General features: G+C 66.9%; 16 protein-coding genes. 8 read left to right on the forward strand and 8 right to left on the reverse strand.

Annotation, left to right across the window (positions count from 1 at the left end):
- The first annotated feature begins 169 nt into the window (after window positions 1-169).
- Together ACFYLW_RS00430 and ACFYLW_RS00435 are read left to right on the forward strand one after the other, a co-directional pair.
- Entirely contained in the window at window positions 170-1,903 is a 1,734-nt protein-coding gene (locus ACFYLW_RS00430; protein ID WP_390182404.1) for a type I secretion system permease/ATPase, read from the forward strand.
- Window positions 1,900-3,234: an HlyD family type I secretion periplasmic adaptor subunit gene (locus ACFYLW_RS00435; protein ID WP_390182405.1), complete on the forward strand. Its 1,335-nt coding sequence runs from the start codon at window positions 1,900-1,902 to the stop codon at window positions 3,232-3,234. Before ACFYLW_RS00430 ends, ACFYLW_RS00435 begins: the two co-directional genes overlap by 4 nt.
- Window positions 3,235-3,368: 134 nt before the next feature.
- On the opposite strand, the gene ACFYLW_RS00440 is transcribed toward ACFYLW_RS00435, so the two are convergent.
- From ACFYLW_RS00440 to ACFYLW_RS00450, 3 genes are all read right to left on the reverse strand, one after another.
- Window positions 3,369-3,731, reverse strand: a complete 363-nt coding sequence (locus tag ACFYLW_RS00440) for a hypothetical protein (RefSeq protein WP_390182406.1) — start codon at window positions 3,729-3,731, stop codon at window positions 3,369-3,371.
- A complete protein-coding gene (phaR, locus tag ACFYLW_RS00445; RefSeq protein WP_390182407.1) occupies window positions 3,728-4,357 on the reverse strand; it encodes a polyhydroxyalkanoate synthesis repressor PhaR in 630 nt (209 codons plus the stop codon). The genes ACFYLW_RS00440 and phaR overlap by 4 nt, the downstream gene beginning before the upstream one ends.
- A gap of 72 nt (window positions 4,358-4,429) precedes the next feature.
- Window positions 4,430-5,140 carry a hemolysin III family protein gene (locus ACFYLW_RS00450; protein WP_390182408.1) on the reverse strand — a complete coding sequence of 237 codons (711 nt, stop codon included), beginning with the start codon at window positions 5,138-5,140 and terminating at the stop codon, window positions 4,430-4,432.
- A 149-nt stretch (window positions 5,141-5,289) separates the two neighbouring features.
- Here ACFYLW_RS00450 and ACFYLW_RS00455 point away from each other — a divergent pair, with 149 nt between their 5' ends.
- Entirely contained in the window at window positions 5,290-6,462 is a 1,173-nt protein-coding gene (locus ACFYLW_RS00455; protein WP_390182409.1) for an acetyl-CoA C-acetyltransferase, read from the forward strand.
- An 80-nt stretch (window positions 6,463-6,542) separates the two neighbouring features.
- On the opposite strand, the gene dapD is transcribed toward ACFYLW_RS00455, so the two are convergent.
- From dapD to argB, 3 genes are read right to left on the reverse strand one after another with little or no spacing between them, the layout of a single operon-like run.
- A complete protein-coding gene (gene dapD / locus ACFYLW_RS00460) occupies window positions 6,543-7,412 on the reverse strand; it encodes a 2,3,4,5-tetrahydropyridine-2,6-dicarboxylate N-succinyltransferase (RefSeq protein ID WP_390182410.1) in 870 nt (289 codons plus the stop codon).
- Window positions 7,409-8,119, reverse strand: coding sequence for a pyrimidine 5'-nucleotidase (locus ACFYLW_RS00465; protein ID WP_390182411.1), 711 nt, complete (start codon window positions 8,117-8,119; stop codon window positions 7,409-7,411). The genes dapD and ACFYLW_RS00465 overlap by 4 nt, the downstream gene beginning before the upstream one ends.
- Entirely contained in the window at window positions 8,116-9,045 is a 930-nt protein-coding gene (gene argB / locus ACFYLW_RS00470; protein ID WP_390182412.1) for an acetylglutamate kinase, read from the reverse strand. Before argB ends, ACFYLW_RS00465 begins: the two co-directional genes overlap by 4 nt.
- Before the next feature lie 74 nt (window positions 9,046-9,119).
- Between argB and ACFYLW_RS00475 the strand changes: the two genes are divergently transcribed.
- A complete protein-coding gene (locus tag ACFYLW_RS00475) occupies window positions 9,120-9,317 on the forward strand; it encodes a hypothetical protein (RefSeq protein ID WP_390182413.1) in 198 nt (65 codons plus the stop codon).
- A gap of 13 nt (window positions 9,318-9,330) precedes the next feature.
- On the opposite strand, the gene ACFYLW_RS00480 is transcribed toward ACFYLW_RS00475, so the two are convergent.
- Together ACFYLW_RS00480 and ACFYLW_RS00485 are read right to left on the reverse strand one after the other, a co-directional pair.
- Window positions 9,331-10,158 (reverse strand): hypothetical protein, encoded by an 828-nt coding sequence (locus ACFYLW_RS00480; protein WP_390182414.1) that lies wholly within the window; start codon window positions 10,156-10,158, stop codon window positions 9,331-9,333.
- Window positions 10,159-10,221: 63 nt separating this feature from the next.
- Entirely contained in the window at window positions 10,222-12,885 is a 2,664-nt protein-coding gene (locus ACFYLW_RS00485) for a DUF4214 domain-containing protein (RefSeq protein WP_390182415.1), read from the reverse strand.
- 159 nt (window positions 12,886-13,044) lie between these two features.
- Between ACFYLW_RS00485 and ACFYLW_RS00490 the strand changes: the two genes are divergently transcribed.
- Genes ACFYLW_RS00490 through ACFYLW_RS00505 form a run of 4 tightly spaced genes read left to right on the forward strand, consistent with a single transcriptional unit; the run spans window position 13,045 to window position 18,129 of the window.
- The gene (locus tag ACFYLW_RS00490) at window positions 13,045-15,258 is read left to right on the forward strand and encodes an AGE family epimerase/isomerase (protein ID WP_390182416.1); all 2,214 of its coding nucleotides are present in this window, start codon (window positions 13,045-13,047) and stop codon (window positions 15,256-15,258) included.
- 9 nt (window positions 15,259-15,267) lie between these two features.
- Window positions 15,268-16,251 carry a UDP-glucose 4-epimerase GalE gene (gene galE / locus ACFYLW_RS00495; RefSeq protein ID WP_390182417.1) on the forward strand — a complete coding sequence of 328 codons (984 nt, stop codon included), beginning with the start codon at window positions 15,268-15,270 and terminating at the stop codon, window positions 16,249-16,251.
- Between the two features lie 15 nt (window positions 16,252-16,266).
- A complete protein-coding gene (locus ACFYLW_RS00500) occupies window positions 16,267-16,986 on the forward strand; it encodes a class I SAM-dependent methyltransferase (RefSeq protein WP_390182418.1) in 720 nt (239 codons plus the stop codon).
- 42 nt (window positions 16,987-17,028) lie between these two features.
- Window positions 17,029-18,129 carry a methyltransferase domain-containing protein gene (locus ACFYLW_RS00505; RefSeq protein ID WP_390182419.1) on the forward strand — a complete coding sequence of 367 codons (1,101 nt, stop codon included), beginning with the start codon at window positions 17,029-17,031 and terminating at the stop codon, window positions 18,127-18,129.
- Window positions 18,130-18,149 lie beyond the last annotated feature (20 nt).

An 18,149-nucleotide genomic window follows, 5' to 3' on the forward strand; every position in this document is an offset into this window, starting at 1 on the left:
CGAGGCGGCGACGGCCCAGGCGAGAATGGATACCGCGACGGTGGTGGGGCGGCGCATGATACAATCCCTGAAGCGGAAGGCACGTCATCCGGCTGTTCACCAGAGTCTATCCCGATGGGTAACGACGCGATAGGTTGCCGGTTTCCGCCCATGGGCCTTGGAAAGCTGCGTGTTCAGAAGCCTTCTTCCTGACGAGCCGGGGACCCGGCCCCTGGCAGACGCCTTCCGGGCCTGTCGGACCCATTTTCTTTGGGCGGCGGGGTTCAGCGCCCTAGTCAATCTGCTCTATCTGACGCCGACCCTCTACATGATGCAGGTCTATGACCGCGTCGTGCCGACGGGCGGCTTGACGACCCTCGCCTTCCTGACGGTGATCGCCGTCCTGGCCCTGGCGGCGCTGTCGGGGTTGGACTGGATCAGGGGGCGGCTGCTGCTGCGCGCCGGACTGCGCCTCGATCGGCTGCTTTCCGCCCGGGTTCTGGCGCGGGTCACAGACCGCGAGGGCCCGGCGCCGGGCTCCCAGGTCCTACGCGAGTTCGACAATGTTCGCTCGGCCGTGGCGGGGCAGGGGGCTCTGGCCCTGTTCGACGCCCCGTGGACCCCGATCTACCTGCTGTGCTGCTTCTTGCTGCACCCGGCCATCGGCGTTCTGACCCTGGTCGGGGGGGCTATCCTCGTGGCGTTGGCCGTCGCCAACGAGCGCGACAGCCGCGCCCGTCTGAGCGGGGCCATTCAGGCGGCCAACGTCGCCTACGCCGCTCAGGAAGCCATCGCCGGTCAGGCCGAGGTCGTGCGGGCTCTGGGCATGCGCGAAGCCAGCATCGCCCGCCAGATCGACCAACGCCACGAGGCCGTCTCGCGCCAGGCTGACGCCCAGCTGACCGGCGGCCGCTACAGCGGCGCCATCAAGTTCGTGCGTTTGACGCTGCAGTCGCTGGCCCTGGGCGTCGCCGCCCTGCTGGCCGTGCGTGGCCAGTTGTCGCCGGGCGCCATCATCGCCTCCTCGGTCCTGCTCAGCCGCGCCGTGGCGCCGATCGAGCTGCTGGTCGGCGCCTGGCCCGGCCTGGTTCAGGCCCGTGCGAGCTGGCGTGCGCTGATCGATCTGTTCGCCTCTACGTCCTCACAGGACGTTCAGCGGACGGCTCTGCCTGAACCGCGCGGTCGGGTGACGCTGGAGGGCGTGTCCCTGCGCTACGCCGGCACGGAGGCGCCGCAGCTTCGGCAGGTGTCTCTGGCCCTCGCGCCGGGCGAGGTGCTGGGCGTTATCGGGGCCAGCGGTTCGGGCAAGACGACGCTTGCGCGCATTCTGGCGGGGGGCATGAAGCCGACCGCCGGCGTCATTCGCCTGGACGGCGCGGCCTATGAGGCGCGGCCCGGCGACGATCTGGCGCGCCATATCGGCTATCTGCCGCAGACCCCCAGCCTGTTCGCCGGGACGATCAAGGACAATATCGCCCGCTTCGCCTCGACGCTGGAGCATGATCCGGTTCTGGTGGATCGCGAGGCGGTCGCGGCGGCCCAGGCGGCGGGCGCGCACGACATGATCCTGCGGTTGCCGCTGGGCTATGACACCCTGCTGGGGCCCTTCGGCGCGGGTCTGTCGGCGGGACAGGCCCAGCGGGTCGCCTTGGCGCGGGCCATGTTCCGCGATCCGGTGCTGCTGGTGCTGGACGAACCCAATTCGAACCTGGATCAGGAAGGCGAGACCGCCCTCCTGTCCGCCGTCAAAAGCTCGGCGGCGCGCGGCGCGGCCGTCGTGGTGGTGGCCCACCGGGCCGGGGTTCTGGCTCAGGTCGACCGGCTGCTGATGCTCACGGACGGCGTCGTTCAACTGGAGGGACCTCGCGAGACCGTGCTGGAACGCCTGCGTCACGCCGCTCCGAGCCGGAGCTCCCCCGCATGAGCGCCCCGCCTTCGCCTCCGATCGCCGCCGGCGACGCGCCGGGTCGTGACATCCGATTGGGGGCGGCGATCTTCGTCGCCTTCTTCGTGGTCTTCCTAGGCTGGGCCGCCTTCGCACGGCTGGATGCCGGCGCCTACGCCCAGGGCGAGGTTTCAGTGTCGGGCAACCGTCAGGCGGTTCAGCATCGCGAAGGCGGGATCGTCTCGGCCCTGAAGGTGGCCGAAGCCGACCACGTGGCGCGCGGTCAGGTGCTGGTCGAACTGGCGTCCGGCGAACTGATCGCCGCCGAGCGGGGACTGGCGGGGCAAGTCTATGCCCTGCTGGCGCAGCGGGCGCGCATGATCGCCGAACGGGATCGGCTGGTCGCGATCCAGACCCCGCCGGAGCTGACGGGCTTGCCGCCCGAGGATCAGGCCCTGGCCGACGAGGCCATGCGCCTGCAGCGGTTGCAGTTCGCCGCCCGTCGCGTGGGGCGCGGCACCGAAACCGGCGTTCTGTCGCAGCGCTCGCAGCAGTTGGAGCAGCAGATCGCCGGTCTGGAGCGGCAGATCGCTTCGAATTTGGAGCAGCGCCGTCTGATCGTCGAGGAACTGGACGGCGTGCGCTCCCTGGCCGCTCAGGGCTATGCGCCCCTGACGCGCGTTCGGGCGCTAGAGCGCACCGCGGCCTCTCTGGAAGGCGAGGAGGGATCCTTGCGCGCCCAGGTCGCCCGCGCCCGCGAGGCCATAGGCGAGACGCGGCTGGAGATGTCCGGGGTGACGACAAAGCTGAATGAGGACGTGGCCGAGCAGTTGAAGCAGGTCGAGGTGCAGTTGAACGAATTGCGTCCCCGTCTGGCGGAGGCGCGCGCCCAGATCGCCCGCAACCAGGTCCGTGCTCCCGCGACTGGCCAAGTCGTGGGCCTCAGTGTCTTCACGGTCGGCGGCGTGGTCCAGCCGGGGCAGATCCTGATGGAGATCGTGCCGGACGACGCCTCTCAGGTAATCGTCGCCTCGGTCAGCCCGGGCGACATCGACAGTCTGAGTCCTGGGCTGACTACCGAGGTGAAATTCCCGGGCTTGCGCGACCGCAACCCGCCCATCATCCACGGCCGCGTGATGCGCATTTCGGCCGACCGCCTGACCTCGGAAACCCCTTCGGGCGCACATCCCTTCTATCGGGTGGAGATTGTCGTGCCGGCCGAGGAAATGGTTCGTCTGGGCCCATCAGCGACCAACATCCGTCCGGGGATGCCGGTCGAGGTCGTGGTCGTCACGCGCAAGCGCACGGCGCTGCAATATCTGTTCGAACCCCTGACGCGCAGCCTGTTCCGTTCGGGCAGCGAGCGCTAGCTGAAGGCGACGAAAACCAGGGCGACCACAGTCACGTCGAACAGACGGGCGGCGAGGTTGAGGACGGCCATGGGACAAGCTCCGGTCGAAGACGCCGGAGTCGTCGCAAACGCCGTGCCATCGGCCGGGCGGGCCTAGATTTCGGTCTGTTTGGCCCGACCCACGCGGGGGCGGCGGTCGCGCTTGCCCGAGTATTCCGCACCCAGATAGGTGGAGCGGGCCGCGTCCAGCACCGGCGGGCCGCCCTTCAGGCCGCGCTTCTGGCCTGTCTGCCCGATCACCTGGGCGGCGAACAGGGCCGGAGGGGCGCTTGGCGACACGGCAGGCTTTGCCGGGGAGGCGGCATGATCGACCCGCTCGCCGGCCGGGACGACGGCGCGCGACGTCGTCGCGACCTCAGCGGCAGCGCGTCGATCACGGCCGCGCCGGTCGCCTTCGCGGCGCTCGTGCACTGTGTGGCCTTCGATCGGACCGACCGGGCGCACGCCGTCGGTCATTTGCCGGCGCCGGCCAGGCGCTCGATCTGGGCGCGCATCTCGTCCATCTGGCGACGCATCTCGTCCAGGGCGGGGTCAGCCTTGGGCGCGGACGCGGGCGCGGGATCCGGTGCGGACGCCTTCTCCGCCTCGGCCTCGGGACGGCCATAGGCGGCCATGCCGGGGAACATCTTCATGGCGCGTTCGAACATGGCCATGTTCTGGCGCACGGCCTCTTCCATCAGGCCGCCGCCGGGCGTCCCGGCGAAGGCGCGGCTGAACTGGCTGCGCAGCTGCTCCTGCTGGCGGGTGAAGCTGTCCAGCGACATTTCCAGATAGGAGGGCAGGACCGACTGCATCGAGTTGCCGTAGAAGCCGATCAGCTGGCGCAGGAACTGCACCGGCAACAAGGCCTCACCCCGGCTTTCTTCCTCGAAGATGATCTGCGTCAGGATCTGACGCGTCAGATCGTCATTGGACTTGGCATCATAGACGACGAATTCGACGCCCTCGCGCACCATCTGCGCCAGGTCTTCCAGCGTCACATAGGCGCTGGTGGCGGTGTTATAGAGCCGCCGGTTCGCATACTTCTTGATGACGACGACGCCGTCACGGGTTTTTCCGCCCTCGGATTTCTTGTCGTTCACGCTTGTTCTCGCGTTGTTGCAACGCCGCACTATCACGCGTTGCGCGCGCGAAGGCCAGAGGGCGCTTTTCCGTCAGGCCGCACCGGGGGCCAGGACCACGCCGATCAGGATGGCCGCCCAGTGCACGCCGGCCCCGGCGACGACGAAGCCGTGCCAGATGGCGCGGCGGAACTTCACCTTCTGACTGATGAAGACGAAGACGCCCGAGGTGTAGATCAGCCCGCCTGCGACCAAGAGCCCCAGCGCCAGCGGATGCACCGTCTCGATCATCGGCTTCAGCGCAAAGATCGCCACCCAGCCGAACAGGACATAGACCCCGCTCCAGAAGACGTCGGAAATGCGCGGGGCGAACATCTTCACCCCGACCCCGGTCAGGGCCATCAGCCAGACGGCCAGGGTGAAGCCGATCGACCAGGCCCCCTCGAACCTCTGGGTGGTGAAGGGGGTGTAGCTGCCGGCGATCATCAGGAAGATGGCCGCCTCGTCCAGGCGTCGCAGCACGGGGCGGGCGGCGCAGGGGTGGGTCTGGTTGTAGATGGTCGAGGCCGTCAGCATGGCCAGCAGGCATACGGCGTAGATGGCGGTGGCCACCACTGCACTGATCCCACTGTAGAGCCCCGCGAGCACCGCCAGGATGACCCCGCCGACGGCCGCCAGGGCCAGGCCCACGATATGGACCCACAGGTCGGCCAAGCGCTCGGCGCGCGACTGATAGTGCTCGATCATGTCGAGGTCGTCTGGCGTCCACACCCGTCTCGCCAAGGATTTCAGCCGCACCAGCATCACTCCTGAAAAGCGTTCTTTGAGGGGATCGTTCCCGGCAGATTGCGCCCGGATGATGACGAAGAGCTGAACTTCGCACTTGCGAGAGGTGACGCGGAGTGTGCAATGCGGCACAACCTCGATCAGAATTTCTCCCCGGAGTGAATATCATGACTGACGTAGTGATCGTTTCCGCCGCCCGCACCCCGGTCGGCTCCTTCCTCGGCGCCCTGTCGACCCTGCCCGCTTCCAAGTTGGGTGAGGTCGCCATCAAGGCGGCCCTGGAGCGCGCGGGCGTGGCGGCCGCCGACGTCAACGAGGTCATCCTGGGGCAGGTGCTGCAGGCGGGCGCGGGTCAGGGCCCGGCGCGTCAGGCCGCGATCGGCGCCGGCCTGCCCAATGAGACCCCGGCCTGGAGCCTGAACCAGCTGTGCGGCTCGGGCCTGCGTGCCGTGGCTCTGGCCTATCAGCAGATCGTTCAGGGCGACGCGAAGATCGTCGTCGCCGGCGGTCAGGAAAGCATGAGCCAGTCGCCCCACACGGCCCAGCTGCGTAATGGCCAGAAGATGGGCGAGCTGGGCTTCAAGGACAGCATGCTGCAGGACGGCCTGATCGACGCCTTCCACGGCTATCACATGGGGCAGACGGCCGAGAACATCGCGAACAAGTGGTCGATAGACCGCGCCGCCCAGGACGCCTTCGCCGTCGCCTCGCAGAACAAGGCCGAGGCCGCCCAGAAGGCCGGCAAGTTCGTCGACGAGATCGCGCCTGTCACCGTCTCGACCCGCAAGGGCGACGTGGTCGTCGATCAGGACGAATACATCCGCCACGGCGCCACCATCGAGGCGATGGAGAAGCTGAAGCCTGCCTTCGTCAAGGACGGCTCGGTGACCGCCGCCAACGCCTCTGGCATCAATGACGGCGCCGCCGCCCTGGTGCTGATGTCGGCCGAGGAAGCCAAGGCGCGCGGCCTCGAGCCTCTGGCCCGCATCGCCTCCTGGGCCACGGCGGGCGTCGATCCGGCCATCATGGGCACCGGCCCGATCCCGGCCTCGAAGAAGGCGCTGGAGAAGGCGGGCTGGTCCGTCGCCGATCTGGACCTGATCGAGTCCAACGAAGCCTTCGCCGCCCAGTCGCTGTGCGTGGTCAAGGAACTGGGGCTGGATACGGCCAAGGTGAACGTCAACGGCGGCGCCATCGCTATCGGCCACCCGGTCGGCGCCTCGGGCGCCCGTGTCCTGACCACCTTGCTGCACGAGATGAAGCGCTCGGGCGCGAAGAAGGGTCTGGCCACCCTGTGCATCGGCGGCGGCATGGGCGTGGCCCTGTGCGTCGAGCGCTAACCTTCAGACGGCAGGCTGATACGAAGAAGGCCGGTGGAGCGATCCACCGGCCTTTTGTCTGTTCGGAGCGGCGCTCCGGATCAGTCGCGCAAGAGTTCGTTGACGCCGGTCTTGGCGCGGGTCTGGGCGTCGACGCGCTTGACGATGACGGCGCAGTACAGCGACGGGCCGCCGTTCGGATCGGGCAGGGCGCCGGGCACCACGACCGAGTAGGCCGGGACCTCGCCGCGGAAGATTTCGCCGGTGGCGCGGTCGACGATCTTGGTTGAACCGGACAGATAAACGCCCATGGCCAGAACCGCGCCTTCGCGGACGATGACGCCCTCGGCCACCTCGGCGCGGGCGCCGATGAAGCAGCCGTCCTCGATGATGGTTGGATTGGCCTGCAGGGGCTCCAGCACGCCGCCGATGCCGGCGCCGCCCGACAGGTGGACGTTCTTGCCGATCTGGGCGCAGGAGCCGACCGTGGCCCAGGCGTCGACCATCGAGCCCTCATCGACGAAGGCGCCGATGTTCACGAAGGAGGGCATGAGCACGACGTTCTTGGCCACGTGGGCGCCGCGACGGACGATGGCGCCCGGCACCGAGCGGAAGGCGGCGGCCTGATAATCGGCGGCGCTCCAGTCGCCGAACTTGTTGGGCACCTTGTCCCAGAAGGGGCCGACGGCGACCGGATGATCGGCCGACAGCGGCAGGGTCGGGGCGTGGCCGGCGCGCATGATGACGTTGTCGTTCAGGCGGAAAGACAGCAGCACGGCCTTCTTCAGCCACTGATGCGTGGCCCAGACGCCGTCCTCGCCGCGCGTGGCGACGCGGGCCTGGCCGGAGTCGAGCAGGGCCAGGGCGGTGTCGACGGCGTCGCGGACCTCGCCGCGCGTGGCGGCCGAAACCTCGGCGCGAGCTTCCCAGGCGGCTTCGATCACGGATTCCAGATGGGTCAGGTCGGTCATTGCGGATCTCCGTCCAGCATGGCGGTGGTCAGGAAGGGGCCGACGCTGGCGGCCCGGTGTTGGATGTGCGCGCCCTCGGCCGTGAAGGCCTTGGGGCCGACCAGAACCGTGGTCATGCCTATGGCGTGCGCCGGCTCCAGGTTCTTGGGCGTGTCCTCGAAGAAGCAGGCGGTGGTCGGATCGACGCCGAAGCGGGCCAGCATCTTCTGGAAGGTGCGCGGGTCCGGCTTGGGGATCAGGTCGGCGTCTTCCAGAGCGAAGACCCCGTCGAAGAAGCGCGTCAGCTCCAGCTGCTCCATCACCCGGCGGGCGTGGCCGATCGAGCCGTTGGTGAAGATCAGGCGCGGGCCGCTCAGACGTTCCAGCGCCGCGTGCAGGCCGGGATCGGGCGTCAGCACGTCCAGAGGCACGTCGTGGACCTCGGCCAGGAAGTCGTGCGGGTCGATCTCGTAGTGCATCATCAGCCCGGCCAGCGAGGTGCCGTAGTCGTGCAGATAGCCGCGCTGCACCGCCAGGGCCTCGGCCGATTCCAGGCCCGAGGTGCGCACCACATAGTGGTTGATGCGCTGTTCGACCTGTTTGAGAAACTGAGTCTCGGGCGGGTAAAGGGTGTTGTCGAGGTCGAACACCCAGGACCGGACGTGCCGCAGGTCGGCGCCGATCTCGGTGCTCGCCTTCAGGGGCCCGCCCGTCGCGCCTGCCGTCACTTCGCCTTCACCAGCGTGCCCGCGCCGAACTCGGTGAACAGCTCGACCAGCATGGCGTGGGGACGGCGACCGTCCAGAATGACCACGGCCTCGACGCCCGCGCGGACGGCGGCCATGGCCGTCTCCAGCTTGGGGATCATGCCGCCGTTGGCGACGCCGGTGTCGATCAGGGCTTGCGCCTCTTCCAGGTTCATCTGGCGGATGATCTCGCCGTCCGCGCCCTTCACGCCCGCCACGTCGGTCAGCAGCAGCATCCGCTTGGCGCCCAGGGATCCGGCCACCGCGCCCGCCACCGTGTCGGCGTTGACGTTGTAGGTCATGCCGTCCTCGGCCACCCCGATGGGGGCGATGACGGGCACCCAGTCCTCGGTCTCGGAGGCGATCAGGCCCTTGATCAGCTTGGGATCGACCTTGGTCGGTTCGCCGACGAAGCCCAGATCGACCTCGTGCTCGATCATGCTGTCGGGGTCGCGCTTGGTGCGCTTGGTCTTCTCCACCGTCAGCAGGCCGGCGTCCTTGCCCGACAGGCCGACGCCGCGCACGTCGGCTTCCTTGCCGGCGACGGTGATCCAATGGGCGATCTCCTTGTTGACCGCGCCGGACAGGACCATCTCGGCCACCTGCATGGTGTCCTTGTCCGTCACGCGCAGGCCATCGACGAAGGCGGATTTGACCCCGGCCTTGTCCAGCATGGCGCTGATCTGCGGCCCGCCGCCGTGGACCACCACGGGGTTCACGCCCATCAGCTTCAGCAGCACCACGTCGGCGGCGAACTGTTTCGCGACAGCGCTCTCGCCCATGGCGTGGCCGCCGTATTTGATGACCACGGTCTCGCGGTCATAAACCTGGATATAGGGCAGCGCCTCGGCGAGCGTCTTCGCCGTTTCCCAGCTGCGTTCCTCGGATTGCCGTTCGGTCTCTTTCATGATGGCCGCTCGATAGCGTTGAAGGGCGCGCAAGTCACGACGAAACCGGGGCGGGCGCGGGGCGTTTGCCCTTCATGAGCCCGTTCATAGACCCCACGGAGATCGACGACCGCGACATGGGGCCGGGCGATCCCGTTGATCCGGCGTCGCTGCAGCACCGTGACGCGACCCTGTGCCCTGAGTGTCAGGGCGCAGGCGCGCTGGTTTCAGGCGAGACCTGTCCCGTTTGCGAGGGTACAGGCAAGGTGGTCGGTCGCTCGGGCAGCGCCTGACGCGCAGGAAGCCTTAGCAGGGCGCATCCGGGAACAGGTCGCAAGCTTGATCAAAGGCCTGACGGATGCCGTCCAGCGCGCGCTGCAGGTCGGGGTGGTCGCCGTCGCGGGCGGTCAGCAGCAGAAGCTGGTGAGCGCGGCGGATCTGATCGGGAACCCGTTCATCGGCGTTTTGACGTTTCAGCTCGGCGGACAGGAAGTCGTCCACGCGGGCCTCGGCCTCGGTGCTGCGATCAAAGGCTACGCCGAGATCACGGCTCATCCGTTCGACCTGCCCGCGCCAGTCGGCGATGAAGTGGGACCAGGCCAGGACGCGGCGGGGCAGGTTGCGGCTAGCGCGCTCGGCGTCGGACACATGGCGAAGCCACAGCCGTAGGGCATGGCTGCGCGACATGGCGTTGCGGGTCATCAGCGAGGCGGCCACCTCAGCCGGGGGCCTCACCGGACTGATCACGACGACGCGGTAGCCGCTGTCCTCCAGCACGCCGCGCCAGAAGGTGAACAAGCGGCAGATGCGGGGGTCCTTGAGAACGATCAGGCTGGCGTCGCCGAACTCGGCCGCCAGCCTGTCCGCCGCCTCGGCGCGGAAAGCGTGCAGGGCGTCGCCGACGGTCGCCAGATCAAAGCGCCGCCAGTCGTGCCAGGTCGAACCGCCCGCCGCCAACAGGCGGTCGTTGAGCCCAGCCAGGACCTCGCTCTCCCAGAAGCCCTTGGGGTTGTCCTCGGCGGGCTGCATCAGGGTCTGCGGCGCGGTGGCGCCCAGCAGTGCGAGCGCGCCCGCCACTGACGAGGTGCCGCTGCGATGCATCCCCAGAACCACCAGGGCCGTCTTGCCGCTCATGCCATTGACCCTGTCTACGCCCCGGCGATGCGCCGGCCCCGCGCTTGTTAGTCGCTGTCGGCGTCAGGCGGCAAGGAACCAGTCGTCGTGGCCGGGCGAATGGATCAGGCCGTCGTGCGGATGCAGCCCATCGAGCGCCAGGTTGACCTGGATCGGCTCCAAGGGCGGCAGGGTCTGGAGCCGGGCGTCCAGGCTTTCGTCAGCGAACAGGGGCGGCAGGGCAAGAAGCCCTTCCAGCTCCGCCGGAAGGACAAAGGCGTCGGCCTGATGCCAGCCGTCCGTCAGGTCGCCAAAACCGTCGTCGGCCCGCGGCAAGGTCTGCGGTTCAGCGGCGCCGTCCTGGAAGGCTTCCGGTTCGGGCGCCCGGTAAAGGCCGGCCTCCAGGTTGCGGACCTGATTTTCCCAGGTCGACTGATAGGAGGCCCGGTGCTCCGGCGATTCCGAGAAGATGATCACCAGTTCGGCGCGCGTTAGACCGTTGTTGAGGGCGGTCACGTATTCGCCCAGACCCTTGGCGTCGGCCTCGCGGTCCAGAACGAAGCGGTAGATCTGTTTGACGAAGTCGGTGTTCGACAGATCGCCGTAACGGGCGCGGAATTCGGGCGACTGCACCATGTTGTCGGCGAACTGCTGCAGGCCATAACCCTGGTCCACGGCGCCGCGATAGTGGTCGAGCCCGCCGATGTCGGGCACGCGGTCCAGAACGCTGTCGTACAGACGGGCGACGGCAATGGTGGCTTCGTCCTGGACCCAGATGCCCCGGCTCTCGATCTTGGACGTCACCAACTGCCTGTGCTCAGCCGACTCGCTGAAGACGGCCAGCAAATCCAGGCGCGACAGGCCGTTGTTGAGCGAGGCCACGTGCTGCGCAAGGCCGGCGGCGTCCGGCTCACGGTCAAGCGAGTAGCGATACATCAGTCGGACATAGGTTTCATTGTCCGTACCGCCGAAACGCGTCTGGAACTCAGCCGAACTGGACAGGATTCTCAGAATGTCCGTGACAGTCGCGCCCGATGACAGCTGCTGGGCGTAGGTGGCGAGACCGACCGGGTCCGGCTCACGGTCGAAGGCCGCGTCATAGAGACGATAGACGACGGCGTAGGCGTCCGTGGTCACATAAGACCTCACGCCATCCAGGAATTTGATTTTCTCGATTGACGACAGCGAGTCCGTGCCGCCGTCGCGTCCGCCGCTGACGGCCGTCGAACTGATCGAGGCGTAGCCCCGCGACAGGCCGCCGAAGACGGCGGTGTCGATTCCGGCGCCACCCACCAGATTGTCGCTGCCCTTGCCGCCGATGAGGATGTCGTCGCCATCGCCGCCGGACAGAAAATCATTGCCGCCAAGGCCGATCAGAACGTCGTTCCCGCCGCCCCCCTCAAGCGAGTCGTTCTGTTCGGTGCCCGTCAGGGTGTCCGGACCGGCCGTACCCGTCAGGCTGACGCCGGTGTTGGTCGACAGGGCGATGGTCTGATCGGCGAACTGAAGGAATTCAATGTTCACCAGGGTGTCTGTGCCGTCGGGGCCGGTGACCACCACCTTGGGACCCGAGGTGTCGATCGTGTAGGCTGAGCGATTGCCGCTGAAGACAGCCGTATCAATGCCGCCGCCGCCGTCGATTTCGTCATCGCCGAGCCCGCCTGTCAGGCGGTTGGCGGCGGAATTGCCGATCAGCACGTCGGAGCCATTGCCGCCTACGGCATTTTCGATCACCGCGCCCATCGCGATGGAGACGTTGCCGATCATGCCGCCGACGTTGGAGAAGTGTCCCTGGCGCAGGTCGATCACCTGCCTCTGGCTATAGATCGAGAAGTCGAGGGTATCGATGCCGCCCGCGTCCCACACGCTGAATATGGCGCCGATGCTGGAGTTGTTGGTGGTGAACCAGGGCAGGCCGGTGTTCGAGTTGAAGCCGTAGACCGTGTCGCCGGTCCGCGTCGTCATGTTGGCGCCGTACAGGCGCTGGATCGCGGCGATGTCGTCCAGCAGGGGCGCAGACGAATAGGCACGGGAGAACGAGGCGCCGGTGTTGCTCTCGCTGAAGTAGCTCATCACCGAGTACTGACGAGAATCTTCATAGTAGGTGGCGTGCTTCGCGTAGGTGATCGTCTCGTTGTCCGACGCGTTGTAGGCTGCGGGATGGCTGAGACCGATGGCATGGCCGATCTCGTGAACCAGAACCTGCTGGCCGTACCCCAGTTGGATCGGTGAGATGTTGTAGCTCAGGGTGTTGTTGATCCAGACGTCGCCAGACGCCGATCCGAAGGCGCTGGAGCCGGGCATGTATGCGAAGGCCGCCGCGCTGTCCTGGCCGCCGGAATAGTTGCTGAAAAGCAGGGTCGCATTGTCGGAATAGCCGTTGCCGTCATCGACACGAACGAAGCGGATGTTGGCCACATCGGACCAGGTTTGCAGCGCCAGCAGGGTGGCGGCGATCTGCGTCGCCGAAAACTGGCTGAAGCCCGTGGTGTCGGTCGGCATGGTGGTCGGCGCATTGCTGCGGAAGGCGAAACTGACCGTCACGCCCGAGCCAAGGGGTTGGCCGCCGAGCCAGGACGCCCCTGTTCGCGTCAACTGCAGAGCCGCGTCGCTGATCGTCAGCGAGGGTTTGCCGCCCGGAGCCGGTCCCAGGCCGCGAGCGTCGGCGTTCAGGAAGTACAGAGGATCGTCAAGGCCGCCGGCGACGGGAGCGGGCGAATTATCTTGATCGGTCTGGAATGAGGACATGAACGCCTGCCGAAGGACTGAGAGCGCTCACACTAGACAGTGGAGAGAGACAGGCAAGCGATGCAGCAAAGACTAATGTAATCTCGCGCCGATCGTCGGGATCGTTCAACCCGGCTTCTCGGCTCTTCGCATCCATGGCGGTGCAGTCTAGGAGGGGGAATGGTTCTCTATCCTGTGATCATGTGCGGCGGCGCCGGCACGCGTCTGTGGCCCGCTTCGAGGCCGTCGCGGCCCAAGCAGTTCATCCCGCTGGCGGGCAATCGCTCGCTGTTTCAGGAAACGGTGCTGCGGGTCGCGCCCCTGGCCGTCGAGGGCGGGCGGCTGATCGTGGTCGGGGGCGTGGGCCACCGCGACTGGATTCTGGATCAACTGGAAGAGGTCGGCGTGGACGCCCAGGTTCTGCTGGAGCCCCAGGCCCGTGATTCCGCGGCGGCCATGGCGGCGGCGGCGATCTGGACCCAGGAACACGACGCCGACGGCGTCAACGTCTTCCTGGCTTCCGACCATCATGTGCCGGACAATCTGGCTTTCCGCCGGGCAGTGCGAGAGGCGGCGACGGGGGCCGGGGGGGGGCGGATCGTCACCCTTGGCGTCATGCCGACCGCCCCGTCCTCGGCCTATGGCTATATCAAGCCGACTGGGCGCGGCCTGTCGGACGTCGAGGCTTTCCGGGAAAAGCCGGATGCCGAGATCGCCGCTGCCTACATTCAAGACGGCTACCTCTGGAACAGCGGTAATTTTATCGTTCGCGCCGACGCCCTGGTGCGCGAGTTGCGACAATTTGCGCCGGGCGTGGAGGTCGCGGCGCGGCAGGCGCTCACAGACGTGCCCCCCAGTCCGGTCCTGGTGCTGGGCGACGCCTTCAACCAGTCCCCGAAGATCTCGATCGACTATGCGGTGATGGAGCGCACTGAACTGGCGTCCGTGCTCGAGGTGGACTTCGACTGGTCAGACCTTGGAGCCTGGGATTCGATCGCCGACACCGGCGAAGGTGATTTCGGTCAGCACATCCTCGAGGATTCTGATGGTTGTCTGGTTCGGGCGCCGGAGGGCACGATCGTCGCCGCCCTTGGCGTGAGGAATGTCGCGATCGTGGTAGAGGCAGACGCTGTTCTGGTCTGCGACCTGTCACGGGCGCAGGACGTCAAGCGTGTGGTGGCCCGTGTCGGTGCGGCCTTTCCGCAGCATCTGGACTTCCACCGACCCGCACCGGAGACCCTGGGAGATGGCGCTGCGCGCTTCGCGGAGTGGCTTCGGGTTCGAGCCCTGCCGATGTGGAGCGCTATCGGGCAGCAGTCCGACGGACGCTTCGCCGAGGCCCTGACGCTGGATTCTCGGCCGCTCGTGGCCGCGCGCCGGACGCGCGTTCAGGCGCGCCAGATCTGGACCTATGCTGAAGCGGGACGCCTTGGCTGGCAGGGCGGCTGGAGCCGTGCGGTCTCCACGGGCGTCGAGGCCCTGCAATCGGCCTATCTTCGACCGGACGGTCTCTATCGCACCCTGCTGGCGCCGGACGGCGCCGCATTAGACGAGACGGCGCGGGTCTATGACCACGCGTTCATCATGTTTGCGCTCGAAGCGGCGCGCAGCGTCGAGGCGACGCCGGGGGCCATGGAGGCTCTGGCTGTCGGCGTGCGGGAACGCCTGGCCGCACATCGCATGGCGAACGGCGCCTTCGTCGAGGAGGGGGAGGCGCCCTTCCAGGCCAATGCGCACATGCACCTGCTGGAGGCCTGTCTGGCCTGGGAGGAAGGCGGCGGCGATCAGGGCTGGGCGAAGCTGGCGGATGAACTCGTGGACCTTGCGCGCAATGTCTTCATTGACCGTGAGGGCGGTTTCCTGCGCGAATTTTTCACGGCTGACTGGACGCCGGCGACGGGCGAGCGCGGCCGGCTGGTCGAGCCGGGCCATCAGTTCGAATGGGCCTGGCTGCTGGCGCGCCATGCCCGTCTTCGCGGGAATTCCGATGGTCGGGACCTGGCCTTCCAGCTCTACGACTGGGGCGCGCGCGGCGTCGCGGGCCGGATGCCCGTGGCCCTGGACGCCATTGACGATCAAGGGCGCCCGCTGGGCGGGAGGGCGCGGCTCTGGCCCCAGACCGAATGGCTGAAGGCGTCCTTGCTGCTGGCGGAAGACGCGCATGACGGCCAACGTCGTCGTCTTCTGGATGACGCCGCCGCCGCCATGAGAGCGCTGTGGTCCTACCTGACGCCGGAAGGGGTCTGGCGCGACAAGCGTCTGGCCAAGGGCGGCTTCATCAATGAGGCCGCGCCGGCCAGCACCTTCTACCACATCATGTCGGCCTTCACTCAACTGGAGGCCACGGGTCGCAGCAAGGAATTGTCGGGTTTGAATCAGCTTTCGCTGCAATAGGGGCTATCTGTGTCTGACCATGTTCTGGTGACAGGCGGCGCCGGCTATATCGGCAGCCATACCTGTCTGCGTCTGGCCGAAGCAGGCTTTACGCCGGTGGCCTTCGACAATCTGTCGAACGGACATGAAGCCTTCGTCCAGTGGGGGCCGCTTGAGCGAGGCGACGTCCGCAGCCACGCCGATGTCGAGCGCGCGCTGGATCGCTGGTCGCCGGTCGGGGTAATCCACTTCGCGGCCCTGATCGAGGTCGGTCTGTCGTTTCAGCAGGTCGGCGACTTCTACGAGACCAATGTCGGCGGGGCCCTGACGGTTCTGCGCGCCATGCAGGCGCGGAACATCCAGCCCTTCGTCTTCTCCTCGACCTGCGCCACCTATGGGGAGCCGCAGTACCTGCCCCTGGACGAGGATCACCCTCAAGCTCCGATCAGTCCCTATGGTCGTACCAAGCTGATGGTCGAGCAGGCGTTGAAGGATCTGGCGGCCTACGGCGGAATCCGTCCGATCATCCTGCGCTATTTCAACGCTGCCGGGGCTGATCCACAGGGACGTATCGGCGAGCGGCACGATCCGGAAACACACGCCCTGCCGATCGCCGTCGAGACGGCGCAGGGGCGGCGCGAGGCCTTTTCTATTTTCGGCGAGGACTACGACACCCGCGACGGCACGGCCGAGCGCGACTACGTCCATGTTCTGGATCTGGCCGATGCTCATGTGCTGGCGCTGCGTCGTCTTCTGGAGGGCGGCGCCGGGGGAGAGGCGTTCAACCTGGGAACCGGCGGCGGCGTGACCGTTCGAGAGCTTCTGGAGGCGGTGTCCAGGGCGAGCGGCCGGCTCGTGCCTTCGGTTTCGCAGCCGAGACGTCCGGGCGACGCCCCTCGATTGGTGGCGGACAACCGCGCCGCCCGCGAGAAGCTGGCCTGGCGTCCGAAGCGCGACATCGCCGACATGGCGCGCGACGCCTGGGGCTGGCATGGTCGCGCAGTAACGATGTGATCCGAGGGGGCGGGCGTGAAAGATACGGATGCTGACTGGGCTATGCTCGGCGAGGGCGAGCCCTTCTACGGGGTGCTCAGCGATCCGCGCTTCCTGCGCGCCAACATCACGCCGGCGGCTCTGGAAGAGTTCTGGCAGACCGGGCGCAATGAGATGCACGGCTATCGGCAACTGATCCAGGCTCATTTCGGCGACTTCTCCGACGCCTCGGCCCTGGACTTTGGATGCGGCGTGGGGCGGCTGACGCGGGCGATGGGCGAGATGTGCCGACAGGCGACGGGCCTCGACATCTCCCCCGGCATGCTGGTCGAGGCGCGTCGCCACGCGCCGGCCAATGTGAACTACGTATCCGCGCTCGGCGACGAGACTTTCGACTGGCTCAACTCGATCATCGTCTTCCAGCACATTCCGCCGCAGCGCGGCTACCGCCTGCTTGACGATCTGCTGGCCCGCGTGAACCCCGGCGGAGCGCTCAGCCTGCACGTCACCCTGTTCAAGGACGAGAGCTTCCTGACCCACCTGTGGCCGTCTCTGCGCCGCGGTCAGTGGGACGGCGATCGCTTCGTTTCATTCGACCACGACCAGGGCGATGTCGGCGGGATGGAGATGTACGACTATGATATGTCGCGCATTATCGAGATGACCTCGCGTCACGGCTTTCACAATCTCATCATACAGCACACCAACCACGGCGGTTGCCATGGTGTGATCATGTTTGGCCGCAAAGGACGCTAGAAATACATGGCGTTGAGCGTCGCAATTTTGTGGGGCAGCTAGATGGTCAGGTTTGAAACGGCGTCGCCTCAAGGGACGAAGGAAGACGTCGAGCGCGCCTATCGTCAGATCCTCGGGCGAGAGCCGGATGAGGGTGGCCTGCAGCATTGGCTGGGAGAAGTCGGCGCCGGGCTGGTGGTCGACGTTCTCAATGGCCACATGATCGCCAGCCAGGAATTCCACAGCCGTCCCGACGATGAAAAGCTGACCGCTCTGGCGATCCTGGGCGAGGGGCAGCCGCGGCGCTTTGCGCTGGATCAGGTCGCGTCTGTGACGGCCGCCCTGAACGTCGATGTGTTTCGCAACATCGCCCAGGTCGGCGCCTTCGCCCTGCCCGACGGCTTCGATCTCTGGATTGACCCCCGCAGCGACGACTACCGGGCTCAACAGTTGGCGTTATGGTCGGCCATCACCCAGCGGCCAGCCTATAATCCAGCCGCCGACGAAGACACGCCTGAGATCGTTCACGCAGATGCGATTCACAGGCCGGCCTTCTATTCGACCGGGAACACCTTCGTCGCCGGTGATCATCTGATGGCGCTGGGGCATTTGCTGCGTCAGAGCGGCCTGAAAGCCGGGGACCGGGCCCTGGAGTATGGCGCGGGCTTCGGCCAGATAGCCTTGGCCTTCGCGCGTACGGGCGTCCGGGTGGATACGGTCGACATCAATCCGGCCTTCAGCGCGGCCGTCGCCCAGCTAGGAGAGCGTTACAAGGCGCCCCTGACGTCTCATGTCGGCGTCTTCGGAGACAATCCGGCGGGCGAGGACGGCGCCTATGACCTGGTCTATTTCTATGAGAGCTTCCACCACTGTTTCGACTTCCTCGACGTCATCCCCCGGCTGCACAGGATGTTGAAGCCGGGCGGCAAGGTCATGATGGCGGGAGAGCCGATCGCCCAGGGGGCTGTGCCTTGGCTGCCCTATCCGTGGGGCATTCGCCTCGATGGAGAAAATGTCTCGATCATGCGGCAGCGGGGCTGGATGGAGTTGGGCTTCCGTGAAGATTTTCTGGTGTCGATCTTCGAGAAGGAAGGCTTCACTTTCAGAAAATATCCTCTAGACGGCTATCATTACTGCACAATTTATTCGTTCGAGCGCGCGTAAGGCGACGTGAACGGCCTGAT

It is taken from the genome of Brevundimonas sp. NPDC007368 (assembly GCF_042869015.1).
Lineage (GTDB): Bacteria > Pseudomonadota > Alphaproteobacteria > Caulobacterales > Caulobacteraceae > Brevundimonas.